14 protein-coding genes are annotated in these 15,572 nt (G+C 64.7%); 9 read left to right on the top strand and 5 right to left on the bottom strand.

What is annotated here, in order from left to right; genetic code table 11:
• Positions 1-15 precede the first annotated feature (15 nt).
• The 3 genes from CI41S_RS34605 to coxB all read right to left on the bottom strand — a co-directional run bounded on the left by CI41S_RS34605 (position 16) and on the right by coxB (position 3,397).
• Positions 16-720 (bottom strand): cytochrome c oxidase subunit 3, encoded by a 705-nt coding sequence (locus CI41S_RS34605; protein ID WP_139863474.1) that lies wholly within the window; start codon positions 718-720, stop codon positions 16-18.
• Complete coding sequence (ctaD, locus tag CI41S_RS34600) at positions 717-2,492, bottom strand: cytochrome c oxidase subunit I (protein ID WP_139863473.1); 1,776 nt, start codon at positions 2,490-2,492, stop codon at positions 717-719. The genes CI41S_RS34605 and ctaD overlap by 4 nt, the downstream gene beginning before the upstream one ends.
• A gap of 71 nt (positions 2,493-2,563) precedes the next feature.
• Positions 2,564-3,397 (bottom strand): cytochrome c oxidase subunit II, encoded by an 834-nt coding sequence (gene coxB, locus CI41S_RS34595; RefSeq protein WP_139480685.1) that lies wholly within the window; start codon positions 3,395-3,397, stop codon positions 2,564-2,566.
• Positions 3,398-3,946: 549 nt separating this feature from the next.
• On the opposite strand from coxB, the gene CI41S_RS34590 reads away from it, so the two are divergent.
• Positions 3,947-4,843, top strand: a complete 897-nt coding sequence (locus CI41S_RS34590; protein WP_139480859.1) for a DUF2189 domain-containing protein — start codon at positions 3,947-3,949, stop codon at positions 4,841-4,843.
• A gap of 144 nt (positions 4,844-4,987) precedes the next feature.
• Here CI41S_RS34590 and CI41S_RS34585 read toward each other — a convergent pair whose 3' ends face one another.
• Positions 4,988-5,326, bottom strand: coding sequence for a putative quinol monooxygenase (locus CI41S_RS34585; protein ID WP_139863472.1), 339 nt, complete (start codon positions 5,324-5,326; stop codon positions 4,988-4,990).
• 70 nt (positions 5,327-5,396) lie between these two features.
• On the opposite strand from CI41S_RS34585, the gene CI41S_RS43860 reads away from it, so the two are divergent.
• From CI41S_RS43860 to CI41S_RS34555, 7 genes are all read left to right on the top strand, one after another.
• A complete protein-coding gene (locus CI41S_RS43860; protein WP_172628297.1) occupies positions 5,397-5,549 on the top strand; it encodes a hypothetical protein in 153 nt (50 codons plus the stop codon).
• Positions 5,550-5,750: 201 nt separating this feature from the next.
• Complete coding sequence (locus CI41S_RS34580) at positions 5,751-6,440, top strand: ArsR/SmtB family transcription factor (RefSeq protein WP_139863471.1); 690 nt, start codon at positions 5,751-5,753, stop codon at positions 6,438-6,440.
• Positions 6,441-6,472: 32 nt separating this feature from the next.
• A complete protein-coding gene (locus CI41S_RS34575) occupies positions 6,473-7,711 on the top strand; it encodes an FAD-binding protein (protein WP_139863470.1) in 1,239 nt (412 codons plus the stop codon).
• A complete protein-coding gene (gene glcF, locus CI41S_RS34570; RefSeq protein ID WP_139863469.1) occupies positions 7,708-9,024 on the top strand; it encodes a glycolate oxidase subunit GlcF in 1,317 nt (438 codons plus the stop codon). The genes CI41S_RS34575 and glcF overlap by 4 nt, the downstream gene beginning before the upstream one ends.
• A gap of 208 nt (positions 9,025-9,232) precedes the next feature.
• Entirely contained in the window at positions 9,233-9,634 is a 402-nt protein-coding gene (locus tag CI41S_RS34565; RefSeq protein WP_139863468.1) for a histone, read from the top strand.
• 392 nt (positions 9,635-10,026) lie between these two features.
• Positions 10,027-11,013 carry a TorF family putative porin gene (locus CI41S_RS34560; RefSeq protein ID WP_139480678.1) on the top strand — a complete coding sequence of 329 codons (987 nt, stop codon included), beginning with the start codon at positions 10,027-10,029 and terminating at the stop codon, positions 11,011-11,013.
• 69 nt (positions 11,014-11,082) lie between these two features.
• Entirely contained in the window at positions 11,083-11,583 is a 501-nt protein-coding gene (locus tag CI41S_RS34555; protein WP_139863467.1) for an HPP family protein, read from the top strand.
• Between the two features lie 229 nt (positions 11,584-11,812).
• Here the strand turns inward: CI41S_RS34555 and CI41S_RS34550 are convergent, their stop codons facing one another.
• A complete protein-coding gene (locus tag CI41S_RS34550; protein WP_139863466.1) occupies positions 11,813-13,558 on the bottom strand; it encodes an ABC transporter ATP-binding protein/permease in 1,746 nt (581 codons plus the stop codon).
• Between the two features lie 309 nt (positions 13,559-13,867).
• Here CI41S_RS34550 and CI41S_RS34545 point away from each other — a divergent pair, with 309 nt between their 5' ends.
• A complete protein-coding gene (locus CI41S_RS34545) occupies positions 13,868-15,538 on the top strand; it encodes an L-lactate permease (protein WP_139480675.1) in 1,671 nt (556 codons plus the stop codon).
• The last annotated feature ends 34 nt before the right edge of the window (positions 15,539-15,572 follow it).

The raw sequence follows: 15,572 nt of genomic DNA, 5'->3' as shown, positions 1-15,572 counted from the left end.
GCGTCCTGCCCTCGCTTAACTGAGCAACTGGCGACAGATGTCGACGAAATTGTCGGTCCAGCCGGTCAGGAGACCGAGCAGCACCAGCCAGACCAACAACAGGAAATGCCAATAGATGGTGCAGAGCTCGATGCTCAGGCGCAGCTGCGCCATCGGCGCGCCGCGCCACACCTTTGCGGTCGTCCTGCCGAGCGCCACCAGGCCGCCGGTCACGTGCAGCCCGTGCAGCGCGGTGATCAGGTAGAAGAAGGAATTCGCCGGGTTCGACGCCACGACATAGCCGGCGATCTTCAGCTGCTGCCACACCACGAGCTGCCCGGTCAGGAACATCACGGCCGATGCACCACCGATCAGAAGACCGACGATCAGGCCCTCATTGTCGTCGCGGCGCGCGGCCATCAGCGCCCATTGCAGCGCCACGCTGCTGATGACGAGGACGCCGGTGTTGAACCACAATAATTTCGGCAGCGGCAGGTCGCGCCAGTCCACCATGGTGGTGCGCATCGAGTAGGCGCTGATCAGGAGCGCGAACAGCGAGCCGACCACCGCGAGAAAAACCCCGAGGCCGATTTTCGCCGCCGGCACCGACGAGCCGCGATCGCCGCGAAGATCGACGGCAACGCCCTGCTCCAGCCACGGCTTGGCGGCCAGCCGTTGCTGCGAGAGCCACCATCCCGCGATCGCTGCAATCGTAGCAATGAACAGGACGATGGCACTCACGGATGGGCTCCCTGCGCCGCCACCCTGGCCGGCGGTTCATTCTGCGGGATGAAGTCCCTCGCGGCACCGGGCACGCTGTAATCGTAGGCCCAGCGGTAGACGACGGGGAGCTCCTTGCCCCAGTTGCCATGCCCCGGCGGGGTCTCCGGCGTCTGCCATTCCAGCGAGGTGGCGCGCCAGGGATTGCCGCCCGCCTCTTTTCCTTTGACCAGGCTCCAGACCAGATTGAACAGGAAGACGATCTGGGCGAAGCCGACAATCAGCGCCGCCACGCTCATGAACGCATTGAGGTCATGGGCGGATGCCGGCACGAACGCGGTCTCGCCGATGTCGTGATAGCGGCGCGGCATCCCGAGCAGGCCGAGATAGTGCATCGGGAAGAACACCGCATAGGCCCCGATGAACGTCACCCAGAAGTGGAAGTGTCCGAGCGCGTCATTGAGCATCCGCCCGGTAACCTTCGGATACCAGTGATAGATCCCGCCGAACACGGCCATGATCGGCGCAATCCCCATCACCATGTGGAAGTGCGCCACAACGAACATCGTGTCGGACAGCGGGACGTCGACGACCACGTTGCCGAGGAACAGCCCCGTCAGGCCGCCGTTGACGAAGGTGATGATGAAGCCGAGCGCAAACAGCATCGGCACCGTGAGATGGATGTCGCCGCGCCACAGGGTCAGCACCCAGTTGTAGACCTTGATCGCGGTCGGGATCGCGATGATCAGCGTCGTGGTGGCGAAGAAGAACCCGAAATACGGGTGCATGCCGCTGACATACATGTGGTGCGCCCACACGACGAAGCTCAGCGCCCCGATCGCCACGATCGCCCAGACCATCATGCGATAGCCGAAGATGTTCTTGCGCGCGTGCGTGCTGATCAGGTCCGAGATGATGCCGAACGCCGGGAGCGCGACGATGTAGACCTCGGGGTGGCCGAAGAACCAGAACAGATGCTGGAACAGGATCGGGCTGCCGCCGCCATACTTGGTCAACTGGCCCATCTCGACCAGCGTTGGCATGAAGAAGCTGGTTCCAAGGAGGCGGTCAAGCAACAGCATCACGGAGGCGACGAACAGCGCCGGGAACGCCAGCAGCGCCATCACGGTGGCGGTGAAGATGCCCCACACCGTCAGCGGCATCCGCATCAAGGTCATGCCGCGGGTGCGGGCCTGCAGCACCGTCACCACGTAATTGAGCCCGCCCATCGTGAAGCCGATGATGAACAGGATCAGCGAGGCCAGCATGAGAACGATGCCCCAGTCCTGCCCGGGCGTCCCGGAGAGGATGGCCTGCGGCGGATACAGCGTCCAGCCGGCGCCGGTCGGTCCGCCCGGTACGAAGAAGGTCGCGGCCAGCACCAGCACGGCGAGCAGGTAGACCCAATAGCTCAGCATGTTCACATAGGGGAAAACCATGTCCCGCGCGCCGACCATCAGCGGGATGAGGTAGTTGCCGAAGCCGCCAAGGAACAAGGCGGTGAGCAGGTAGATCACCATGATCATGCCGTGCATGGTGATGAACTGGAGATACTGGTTGGCATCGATGAAGGAGAATGTGCCGGGGAATCCCAGTTGCAGGCGCATCATCCACGACAGCACCAGCGCCACCATTCCGATCGACATCGCCGTTATTGAATACTGGACGGCGATCACCTTGGCGTCCTGCGAAAAGACATACCGCGTCCACCAGCTGTGCGGGTGATAGAGCTCGACCTCACCTACTTCGGCGGGCGGGACGCCTGCGACCTCATCAAACGGGATATCGACCATCGGAATACCCTCCTTGGTCTTCCGCTCGGCGACGAGTTCACCTCATATCCGGCTAACCCTCGTCGGCATGTTCATTCGCTATCCGTCTTGTACGCCGCCTTCGCGACGTTGCGCTGGCCGGACAAGGCGGCGAACGTGTGCTGCCTCTCCAGCCACGCGTGATATTCCTTCTCTTCTTCCACGACGACCTTGCTGCGCATCTGCGCGTGCGCGGCGCCGCACAGCTCGGCGCAGAGGACGTCGAAGGTTCCGGTCCGGGTCGGCGTGAGCCAGTAGTAGGTCACCGAGCCGGGGATCATGTCCATCTTCGCCCGGAACTCGGGCACGTAGAAATCATGCAGGACGTCGATCGAGCGGAGCAGCACCTTCACCGGCTTCCCAACCGGCAGATGCAGATCCTCGTTCTGGACGACGATGTCGTCCTGCCCGTTCGGATCATTGGGATTCAACCCGAGTGGGTTGTCGGAGCTGATCAGGCGCGCATCCGACGTGCCGAGCCGGCCATCCTTGCCCGGAAGCCGATAACTCCACATCCACTGTTGTCCAACGACCTCGACGTCGGTCGCGTCGGCGGGAACGGTGACGAATTGGTGCCAGACGACGAGGCCGGGCGCCAGCATGGCGACGACGCCGATCGCGGTGCCGATGCTGAGCCACCATTCGAGCTTCTTGTTCTCGGGATTGTAGTGGGCGCGCCGTCCCTCGGTGTGGTGAAAGCGCAGGACGCAATAGGCCATGAACGCGATCACCGCGCAGAATACCGCTCCGGTGATCCAGAATGTCAGGTTGATCGTGTGGTCGATATAGCTCCAGTTCGAGGCAATCGGGGTCCACCACCAGGGGCTGTACAGGTGGAACAGCACCGAGGCGACGGCAACCAGGAGCAGTATGAGTGCTACAGCCATCCCTCATTCCTCCTTGCCATCGAAGGCTGCGGAGACGAACGAAAGGGCGGAGCTCACGTCAAAGCGACGGTGTCACGGTCACCATCGCCGTGCCTCTTGCCTCGCCCATTCTACCGGTCGCGACGTCGGACATGACAAAGGCTCAACGTCACGGCCGCAACCTCATCGGAGCTTGGGGGCGTTCACTGCTTCAACATGGTACCCGTCGAGCCCGGCGTCAATAGAGGAGTATGCCCGCCTCTGTCCGGCGCGTGTTGGCGGGAAAGCATTGCATGCCGCGAATACTGACCGGCCATCCCCCCTGTCGCTTGACGCATCGCAAAACCGGGCGTGTGCAACTGCACAATTCCGTCGACCGCGTTCACCACCTTGCTTCTGCCGCGCATCGGATTAGTTTCACTGGACCGGCTGCGACAGATGTCGTCCGGCAAGCTCCTTCTGGTTGAACCTGATTTGCCGGACTCAGTCGCGATTTTCGCGGATGAGGCGGATGTGCGTGTTTTGATGGCGCTCCGTTCCCCTGCGGCCACAAGCAAGGAGACCGGAACCATGACGACAGTATTCGCACGACCCAAACTGCAAGTGTTTGGCGTCTCTACCGCCTATGTCGTTCGCAAGATCAGCCTTTCCGACTTGGGCGATGCGCTGCGCCTCGGCTGGGAAGACTTCAAAGCCATCCCGACCCACGCAATCGTCCTGTGCGTGATGTATCCCGTCCTCGGCCTCGTCCTCTTCAGACTTGTGCTCGGCTATTCGGTGCTGCCGCTGCTGTTTCCGCTCGCGGCCGGCTTCGCCCTGATCGGTCCTTTCGCCGGACTGGGCCTTTACGAACTGAGCCGCCGCCGCGAGCGTGGAGAAGAGCCGGGTGCCTGGGATGCAATGCAGGTGCTGCGTGCGCCGTCGTTCGGCGCCATGCTCGAACTTGGCGTTCTCCTGCTGGTTCTGTTCGGGGTCTGGATTGCCGCCGCGGACGCGATCTACATTGCGACTTTCGGCTATGCTCCGGCTGCGAGCATCCCTGATTTCGCACAGCGCGTGTTGACGACGCCCGAAGGCTGGACGCTCATCATCATCGGGTGCGGCGTCGGCTTCCTTTTTGCCCTGGTTGCACTGTGCGTCAGCGTCGTCTCATTTCCACTGATGCTCGACCGCCATGCGACGGCGATCGATGCGATCCGCACCTCGATCAGGGCTGTGACGATGAATCCGATTGAGATGGCCGCGTGGGGATTGATCGTTGCGGTGTTGCTGGCCGTGGGCTCACTGCCATTCTTCGTCGGTCTCTGCGTCGTTCTGCCGGTGCTCGGTCATGCCACCTGGCATCTTTACAGGAAGGTGGTCGAGCCTGACCCGAATCCCCCGCAAGAAGAGCCCCGCCCGCCGATCGGACACCGTTACGCGGCCGATTTCCCGGCCTCTCTCTTCCCCTGGAGCCGTGAGCGCTAGAGCGCTTTCGAGCGAAGTGGATACCGGTTCGCGTGAAGAAACGCGTCAAAACAAGAATCCAGAACCCCGTTCCGGCGCTCTGGATATCCGAGACTTGTAAGCCGCGGGGAAGGGCTGGCGTTGCGGTCCTTCCCCGCGGTCTGCTTACAGCAGCGCGTATTGCGCGCGCTCGCGTTTCGCCAGCAGCGGCAGCGCCTGCTCCGCGATGTAGGTCTTGAAGTAGGTGCTGTCCTGATGCGCCTTGAATGCGGCCTCGTCCTGGAACAGCTCGTAGAACAGGAACTGCGCCGGATTGTCCTTGCCGCGGCCGATCAGGAACAGCTTGGTGCCGGGGTCCTTCTGCGCCTCGGGCAGGAAGCGGTCGAGGATCTCCGCGATCCTGTCGGCCTGTCCTTCCTTGGCCTCCCATTGCGCCACCACCAGCAGGCCGCCGGTGTTGACGGCGTCGCTGATGGTTCTCGTGCTCATTGCATAGTGCTTCATCGGTCTTCCTCCGTTGCTTGGCTCTGATCGGGATTGCGACACGGCCCAGGGCGAGACGCTGGCGATCGCCATGATCGCTGCTACCCTGCCGATGGCCGCTCGTCGGCTGGGCATCGTGGCGATGTCGACTTCAGACGGCTGCATGATCGTCTCCGATTGTCTTGCGGTGCCGAACCGCACGCAGGACATAGGCGATCGGTCGGCGCGGGCGGTTCGCCGCTGATCGAAGTGTCGATGTCGTGAACACTTCGACAATGATCGAAGCGTTGTGGTGGGGGAGCCGTGCGACAAGCATCGTGGTCCCTAGAGCCATTCCCGTTCCGATGGAATCGGAACGGGGCTCTGGATTCCTGTTTTGACGCGTTTTCCTTACGCGAACCGGTAATCCACTTCGCTGGAAAACGCTCTAGCGCCGGAGCTGGCCATGCAGACCATCGCACCAGAGCTTGCCGACTTTGCCGCCTTGATCGCCGACCCCGGTCGCGCCGGCATGCTGACGCGGCTGATGGATGGCCGTGCGCAGACCGCGAGCGAACTGGCGCGGGTTGCCGGGGTGACGCCGCAGACGGCAAGCTGGCATCTGGCGCGGCTGGCCGCGCGGGCGCTGCTCAAGGTCGAGCGCTCCGGTCCGCGCCGGCTCTACCGGCTGGCGACGCCGCTGGTCGCGCAGATGCTCGAAGCCATGATGACGGTCGCCGCCGTTGAGCCGAATCCGTCCCGCTCGCCACCGCGGATCGACCCGCAGATGCGGCGGGCCCGGACCTGCTACGACCACCTTGCGGGCGAACTCGGTGTCGCCGTCACCGACGCGATGCGGCAGCGCGGCCACCTCCGTCTGGATCGGGAGGCCGGCGAACTGACTGCGGCAGGCATCGCCTTTCTCGGCGATCTCGGCATCGATCTGCGCTCTCCGGCGCGCAGCCGCCGGCTGCTCTGCCGGCCCTGTCTCGACTGGAGCGAGCGGCGTCCGCACCTTGCCGGACGGGCAGGGGCCGCGCTTGCCGACCTCGCGTTTCAGCGCGACTGGATCCGGCGCCGTCCGCAGGGCCGTTCCGTCGAGATCACCGCAGACGGGTTAGCGGCGTTCACGACACTGTTCGGTGCGCGCATTTGATTTCGGCGCGGAATTTCGATACCGGCTAACGCGTGGATACGCTCAAAGTCAGAGACGCCAAAGACGTCGAAGAGGTGGTGCGCGCGGCGATTGCCGGCGAGCAGCCGCTCGAAATCATCGGCCATGGTTCGAAGCGCGCCATCGGCCATCCGATGGTGACCAATGCGGTGCTCGACGTCTCGGCGCTGAACGCCGTCACCTCCTATGAGCCGAGCGAGCTGATCATCACGGTTCAGGCCGGTGCGCCGCTCGCCGACGTGCAGTCGCTGATCGACGCCAGGAACCAGCAATTCGCCTTCGAGCCGATGGACACGTCGGTGCTGCTCGGCACCGCGGCGGCCGGCACCATCGGCGGCATGATCGGCGCAGGCCTCGCCGGTCCCCGCCGCATCAGGGCGGGCGGCGCCCGCGATCACCTGCTCGGCGCCCATGCCGTGTCCGGGTTCGGCGACGGCTTCAAGACCGGCGGGCGGGTGGTGAAGAACGTCACCGGTTACGATCTCTGCAAGCTGTTGACCGGCTCCTGGGGCACCCTTGCGATCATGACCGAGGTGACGCTCAAGGTGATGCCGAAGCCGGAAAGCGAGCGCACGCTGATCTTGCGCGCCCTCGACGACGTCACCGCCAACAAGGCGATGACGGCAGCGCTCGGCTCGCCCTACGACGTCTCGGGGGCGGCGCATCTGCCGGGCTCCGCGTTCCGGTCCGGGGCGGAGGCGTTCGCTTCCCTCGCCGACGCCGGGCAGGCCGTGACGCTGGTGCGGCTCGAGGGCATCGCGGCGTCGGTGACGCACCGGGCGGGGTCGCTAAGCCAGACGCTGTCTTCTTATGGGACGGTCGACAGCCTCGCCGATGATGCCTCGGCGGTGGTCTGGAGCGCGCTGCGCGACGTCAAGCTATTCGCGGCCGACGGCGCGCTTGGGGCGTCGCCGGTGTGGCGCATCGTCTGCCCGCCGGCCGTCGGCGGTGCGCTCGGCCAGGCGCTGGCGCGCGAGGCCGGCGGCGACGTGATCTACGACTGGGGCGGCGGGCTGATCTGGGCCGCGCTGCCGTCGAGCGCCGACGCGCAGGCCGCGCTGGTCCGCAGGCAGGTCGAGGCGATCGGCGGCCATGCCACCCTGATCCGCGCCGCCGAGGAGGTGCGCCGCAGTGTCGATGTGTTCCAGCCGCAGGCGGACGGGCTCGCCGCGCTCGCCGAGCGGGTGCGGGCGAGCTTCGACCCGAAATCCATCCTCAACCGCGGCCGGATGAAGCGAGGCGGCGGCGCATGAAGACCGAATTCTCCCTGACGCAACTCGCCGATCCCGACATCAGGGAAGCCGACAAGATCCTGCGCAACTGCGTGCATTGCGGCTTCTGCACCGCGACCTGCCCGACCTACGTGCTGCTCGGCGACGAGCTCGATAGCCCGCGCGGCCGCATCTATCTGATCAAGGAGATGCTGGAGAAGGACAAGCCGCCGACTCCTGACGTGGTCAAGCATATCGACCGCTGCCTGTCGTGCCTCGCCTGCATGACCACCTGCCCGTCGGGCGTGAACTACATGCACCTCGTCGACCAGGCCCGGGTCAGGATCGAGCGGGATTACACCCGCCCGCTGAGCGAGCGGCTGTTGCGCTCGGTGCTGGCCTACGTGCTGCCGCGGCCGGGGATGTTCCGGATCAGCATGATCCTGGCCGGGCTTGCCCGTCCGTTCACTGCGCTGCTGCCGACCCCGTCGGTCGGCGCGGCAAGCCCCACGCTGCTGCGGCGGATCAAGGCCATGCTGGCGCTCGCGCCGCGCGGTCTGCCGCAGCCGGGTCCGGCGGCGGGAACCGTGTTTGCGCCGCTCGGCCGGCGCCGCGGCCGGGTCGCGCTGCTGCAGGGTTGCGCCCAGCAGGTGCTGGCGCCGCGCATCAATCAGGCCGCGATCAACGTGCTGACCCGGCATGGCATCGAGGTGGTGCTGGTCAAGGACGAGCAATGCTGCGGCGCGTTGACCCATCACATGGGGCAGGACGCCGACGCGCTCGCGCGCGCGCGGGCCAACATCACGGTGTGGCAAAAGGAGGCGGACAGAGGCGGGCTGGATGCCATCCTGGTGACCACCTCGGGCTGCGGCACGGTGGTCAAGGACTATGGCTATCTGCTGCGCGAGGACGCCGTGTTCGCCGAGCCGGCGAAGCGAATCTCCGCGCTGGCAAAGGATATCACCGAGTATCTCAGCAGCCTCGAGCTTGCGCCTTCGACGCTACGCGACGACGTCACCGTCGCCTATCACTCGGCTTGTTCGCTGCAGCACGGGCAGAAAATAACTGAACTTCCGAAAGAATTGCTTTCCAAGAATGGATTCGTGGTGAAAGATGTACCTGAGAGCCATTTGTGTTGCGGTTCGGCGGGCACCTACAACATTCTCCAGCCCGACATTGCGAGCAGATTGCGCGATCGCAAGGTCGCCAATATTGCGCTTGTCAAACCGGACATGATCGCTGCGGGCAATATTGGCTGCATGGTTCAGATTGCCGGCGGTACGTCAGTTCCTGTGGTGCACACGATTGAGCTTCTCGATTGGGCGACAGGAGGTCCCCGGCCAGGATTGAATTGATCGACTGCCATTCGAGCATGATCCGGACCTGAGCTCGGCGTGACGTTCAAGGACCGGCGCCGCTTCACCACAACGCGAAGCGTTTGCGGGGGGACCATGCCCGACCAGCGAAGCGGATGAAGCTTCTCGCGAAGCCCGTTCGGTTTTCGGCAAGCGATCACTTCAATGCGCCCGGCGGCCTCACATCAGCGGCAACAGGAGGACTACGATGGCGAAGTCGAAGAAGGCGAAGAAAAGCAAGAAGGCCAAAAAGGCCAAGAAGGCGGTAGCGGCCAAGAAGAAATCTGCGAAGAAGTCGGCCAGGAAGGCTGCGAAGAAGTCGGTGAAGAAGAAGGCGGCCAAGAAGGCGGCGAAGAAAGCCGCACCGAAGAAGGCTGCCAAGAAGGCCGCCAAGAAAGCCGCCAAGAAAGCTGCGAAGAAAGCTGCCGCGAAGGCCGCGCCGAAGAAAGCTGCCAAGAAGAGCGCTCCGAAGAAGGCCGCGGCGCCGAAGCCGGCCGCTGCGCCAGAACCGGCGCCCGAGCCGCAGCCGGCGCCGAGCTGGGCGACGCCGAGCCACGAGCCGGCCCCGGGCTGGATCGCCGGGACCTCGTCTGACGGCGAGCACCACTAATCGCCTCGAACGCGGGCGGGGCTAGCGATGGATCAGAAAGCCGCAGCGGACGCCGCTGCGGCTTTTTCCATGCCGGGACGGCCGAGAGCCCCGTGATTTTGCGGGCACAGCGATTCGGCTTGGATCCCCTTCGCGGCTTTCTTGAGCGGTCGCCTTCTCGCCGCTCGACTGCAGCGTGAGCACCCTTCTAGTGTTACAAATGCAACACCCGGCGACCAACATGCGACGAATTGGCTGGAACGCCTAAAAAGTCGGCACATGCATGTCTTTTTGGCTTCACGGTCTCGTGCACGCGTTCCAGATTGGCCACACGCGATTTCGTTGCAGTCCGCTGTCGCGTGCCCTGGGGGGCCACCGAAGATGGGCTGTCTGGACAGTAGATGGGGACCGTCATGAAGAAACTGGCTTTGTTAGCAACGGCGCTAGCAATGATCTCGAGCTCGGCAATGGCAGCTGACATGGCGGTGAAGGCCGTCAAGGCGCCGCCGCCGGCTCCGTTCGACCCATGGGATGTCGCCTTCGGCGCCGGCATCATGAACGACTACATCTTCCGCGGCGTCACCCAGTCGAACCACAACGCCTCGGTCTCCGCTTATTTCGAGCCGCGCTACAACGTCAGCAAGGACCTGCAGCTCTATGTCGGCGTGGCCGGCGAGAGCATCTCGTTCCCGAACCGTGCTGCGGCCGAGATCGACGTCTACGGCGGTATCCGCCCGACCTTCGGTGCGTTCGCCTTCGACTTCGGTGTCTGGGGCTACCTTTATCCGGGTGGAACCTGCTACTACGGCGGCGGCGCCGTGACCGATTTCGCGGGTAACCCGCTGAGCGCGGACTGTATCGCCAACACCCTGACCAACCTCAACGTGGCCAAGAAGGACGCCAGCTTCTTCGAAGTCTATGGCAAGGTCACCTACACCATCAACGACAACTGGGCGTTCACGCTGAACGAGTACTACTCGCCGAACTTCCTCAACCTCGGTGCGTGGGGCAACTACACCTCGATCATCGGCAAGTACACCGCGCCCGCCTTCTCCAACGGCGTCGGCATGTATGTGTCGGGTGAGTTCGGCCGGCAGTGGCTCGGTACCTCCGACAGCTTCTACGGCGTCCCGGCGTTCCCGAACGGCATCAAGTACGCCGACTACAACACTTGGAACGTCGGTATCGGCTTCACCTACAAAGTGTTTACGCTCGATCTGCGCTACTACGACACGGATCTGTCGAAGGGTGACTGCAACGCCTTCACCAGCGACTACACCGCGCGCGGCACCACCAACGTCACCCCGATCAACCCGACCGGCGTCGGCTCCAACTGGTGCGGCGCGGCCGGTGTCGCCAAGCTCTCGGTCGACCTGACGGCGGCATCGAACCTGAAGTAGACTTCTCTCTCCGGAGACGCGAAGGGGTGGCAGAGCGATCTGCCGCCCTTTTTGTTTGTGGGGGTTCCGATGAGATCAATGCGGCCGTTGGCGACGGCGATCATGCGCGGGCGGCGGCGCGATCTGGTTGCGGGCGCCGTGGCCGGTCTTGGCGGCGCCATCGCCATCGGCACGATGGAGTGGTTCTCCATCGAGGCCGGCTACCCGCTGGCGGTGATCCCGTTTGCGACCTCGATCGTGCTGATCATGGGATCGCCCGAGGCCGAGCCGGCGCAGCCGCGCGCCCTGATCGGCGGCCACCTGGTCTCCGCACTGACCGGTCTTGCCGTGCTGTCGCTGACCGGCCCGCACGCCTGGGCGGCCGCAGCCGCGGTCGGGCTCGCGATCCTCGCAATGGTCCTCACCGATAGCTTCCACCCGCCGGCGGGGATCAGCCCGCTGCTGATCGTATCGGGCAGCCTGCCATGGACGTTCCTGCTGGTGCCGGTGCTCACCGGCGTGCTGCTGCTTGCCGGCTTTGCCTATGCCTGGCACCGCTGGGTCAGCCACAGACCGTGGCCGCGCTGGTAGATGCGGACCGTTGTCCCCATCGCCCCGCTTGCGGGGAGAGGGTGGGGTGAGGGGGGCCGTCCAGGCATGCGGTGGGAGACGGAATCGTGGAGACTCCCCCTCACTCGGATTGCATCTGCGATGCAGCACAGCCGAAGCTTCGCTTCGGCGTTCTTCAGAGCCGCCGCCGAAGGCGGCCTACGCCTCTCCCCGCACGCGGGGCGAGGTGAAGTTCGAATGCGGTCAAGGTCTACGACGCGGCGACCTTGACGGCGTCGCGCAGCGCAAAACGCTCGCCGTCGCGGACCAGCGCGATGTTGCGCTGGTGGAAGGCGTCGAGCGTCGAGCGGTGGCCGATCGAGACCACCGTGGTGTCAGGCAGCTTCGCGGCGATCAGCTGGTAGAGCGCGGCCTCCGAGGGCTCGTCGAGCGAGGCGGTCGCCTCGTCCAGGAACAGGAATTGCGGCGTGTGCAGCAGCGCCCGCGCGATGCCGAGGCGCTGCTGCTCGCCGAGCGACAGCATCCGGTTCCAGTGTGCCTCTTCTTCCAGCCGCGTCGCGAGTTGCGGCAGTCCGACTGCGGTCAGCACCTCGCGGACCCGGCCGGCATCGTAGCCGGCGGCCTCGCCGGGATAGACCACAGCGTCATGCAGCGAGCCGATCGGCAGATAGGGACGCTGCGGCAGCATCATCAGCGTCGCGTCGCGCGGCACCTCGATCGCGCCATTGCCGAACGGCCAGATGCCGGCCACCGCACGGAACAGCGTCGACTTGCCGGCGCCGGAGGGGCCGGTGACCAGCGTCCGCTCGCCGGGGCGGAAGCTGAAACGGCTGACCGAGACCAGCGGCGCGCCGTTCGGCAGCTTGACCAGCAGCTGCGGCAGCGCGATGTCACCGCCCGACGCGGGCCTGGTGTGGATCGAGGCGGGGTCGGCCGCGAGCTTCTCGGCGCTCGAAATCGAGTTCTCGAAGCCGTCGAGACGGGCGACGGTGGCGCGCCACTCGGCCATGGTGCGGTAGGCCGTGACGAAGAACGAGAGCGCGTCCTGTACCTTGCCGAAGGCCTCGCCGATCTGGATCAGCACGCCGAGTTGGATCGACTTGCTGACGAAATAGGCCGGACCCGCAAGTACGAAGGGAAAGATCACCGAGGCCTGCGCATAGCTCTGCGTGAACGCGGTCAGCCGCTTGGTCCGGCTCATGATGCCGTACCAGTTGCCGACGACGCGGCCGAACCGCTCCGACAATCGTCCGCGCTCGGCGCTCTCGCCCCTGAGCAGCGCGATCTGTTCGGAGTTTTCGCGCACCCGCACCAGATTGAAGCGGAAGTCCGCTTCCAGCCGCTGCTGGTTGAAGTCGAGGTTGACCAGCGGCGAGCCGATCCACTGCGTCAGCATGGTGCCGAACACGGCGTAGACCAGTGCGGCCCAGACCAGATAACCCGGAAACGTCAAATCGCTGCCGAACAGCAGCAGCGGCAGCGCCGCGGACAGCCCCCAGAGGATGATCACGAAGGAGGCGAGCGTCACCACCGCGCTCAACAGCCCGACGCCGATCGCCAGCGTCTGGCTGACGAACAGCTTGACGTCGTCGCTCATGCGCTGGTCGGGGTTGTCGGCCGCATCGCCCGCGAGCTGCATGCGGTAGTGGTTGGCGTCATGCAGCCACTCGCCGAGATATTTGTTGGTCATCCAGTTGCGCCAGCGGATCTGGAGCCACTGGTTGAGATAGAGCTGGTAGACGCCGAGCACGACCGAGACTGTCGCGAGGCCGCAGAACACCATCGTCTCGAATTTGAAAGTGTCCCAGTCCTTGTTCTGCAGCGCCGTGTACCAGCGGTTGCGCCACTGGTTGACCAGCACGTCGTTGCCGACCAGCAGGAGCTCGATCGAGATCACCGCGCCGAGCAGGCCGCGGCCCGCCCACTTATCCTCGGAACTGAAATAAGGCGAGGCGATCCGCCATACGGTCGCGAGTGTCGAGCGAATGTTGTTCACAGATTATCGTCTCCGGGGAATGGCCCGCAAAGGCCTGAAGAATCAGGGTAATCGGAACGGTCCCCGACTAAAGTCGTAGGACTGGCATGCAAGCGTTGGCTTGTCCCGGTGTTGTAGTCAACTCTAGCATGCCGGCAATGGCGAGGGGGCGGGGGACCTTCGAATTTCGCGAGGATGTGAGCGATCCTTAAAGATCGTCCATCTGCGAGCCGGGCCTCAAGCAATACCAGACGGACTCCCGCAATCGCATCAGCAGCCCCTGCCAGCAGGCGGGCAGGGGCGCTGCATAATAAATGGGGGTATCCCAAGATGAACACCTGGAATCAAATCTACAATCCGCTGAACAGTGCGGCGCTGTCGACGATCGCCGCCGCTATTCCCGTGGTCACGCTGCTGATCCTGATCGCCAGCGGCAAGGTGAAGGCGCACATCGCCGCCATCATCGCGGTGATCGTGACCAACCTGATTGCGATCTTCGTGTTCACGATGCCGGCGGGGATGTCGATCCGCGCCTCGCTGCTCGGCGTCGTCTCCGGCTTCTTCCCGATCGGCTGGATCGTGCTCAACGTCATCTTCCTCTACCAGGTGACCGTGCGGTGCGGGAAGTTCGAGCTGCTGAAGCGCGCCATCGGCGGCGTCACCGAGGACCGCCGGCTGCAGCTGCTCCTGATCGCGTTCTCGTTCGGCGCTTTCTTCGAGGGCGCCTCGGGCTTCGGCACCCCGGTTGCGATCACCGGCGCGGTGCTGATCGGGCTCGGCTTCTCGCCGCTCGCGGCCTCCGGCCTGTCGCTGATCGCCAACACGGCGCCGGTCGCCTATGGCGCGCTCGGCACGCCGATCCAGGGCCTTGCCTCGGTCACCGGCATCGATCCCTACATCCTCGGCGCCATGGTCGGCCGGCAGCTGCCGGTGTTCTCGCTGATCGTGCCGTTCTGGGTGGTGTGGGCGTTTGCCGGCTGGCGCGGCATGAAGGAGGTCTGGCCGGCGATCCTGGTCACCGGCGTCTCGTTTGCGATCCCGCAATATGTGATCTCGAACCACATCAATCCCTGGATCGTCGACATCGGGGCGTCGCTGATCTCGATGGGCTGCCTGATCCTGTTCCTCAGGGTCTGGCAGCCGCGTCAGCTCTGGCTGTCGCCGGCGCTGCGCGGCCGCGATGAATCGGCGGCGACGATGGCGGCGGCCCAGCCGCTCGACAAGACGCCGTTGACCCAGGGTGAATTGTGGAGCGCGCTGCTGCCGTGGATCATCGTCTGCATCCTGATGCTGATCTGGGGCAACGGTGCCTTCAAGGCCTGGGCCAACGCGAACTTCGTCTGGAACTATCCGGTCCCCGAGCTCGACAAGTTGATCAACAAGGTGCCGCCGGTGGCCGCCAAGCCGACGCCGGAGGCCGCCGTGTTCGGTTTCACCTATCTGTCCTTCACCGGGACCGGTATGCTGATCGCCGCGATCATCTCCGGCTTCCTGATGGGAATGACGCCGGGCAAGCTGATCGCGGAATACGGCCGCACACTGAAACTGTGCGCGATCTCGCTGATCACGATCTCGGCGATGCTGGCGATCGGCACGCTGACCCGGCTGTCCGGCATCGACGCCACCCTCGGCCTCGCCTTCGCCGCCACCGGCGTGCTCTATCCCTTCTTCGGCACGCTGCTCGGCTGGCTCGGCGTGGCGCTGACCGGATCGGACACCGCCTCCAACATCCTGTTCGGCAATCTGCAGAAGATCACCTCCGAGCAGCTCGGCCTGTCGCCGATCCTGATGGGGGCGGCCAACTCGTCCGGCGGCGTGATGGGCAAGATGATCGACGCGCAATCGATCGTGGTCGCCTCGACCGCGACCAACTGGTACGGCCACGAGGGCTCGATCCTGCGCTACGTGTTCCTGCACTCGATCGTGCTGGCGTGCCTGGTCGGCGTGCTCGTGACACTGCAGGCCTATGTCTATCCGTTCACCATGATGGTCCTGAAATGACCGGCGCCTGATGATCCGGAAAGTGTGAAGCGGC

The organism is Bradyrhizobium ivorense (assembly GCF_900696085.1).
GTDB classification, from domain to species: Bacteria; Pseudomonadota; Alphaproteobacteria; order Rhizobiales; family Xanthobacteraceae; genus Bradyrhizobium; species Bradyrhizobium ivorense.
This window is presented reverse-complemented; position numbering and strand designations above follow the sequence as displayed.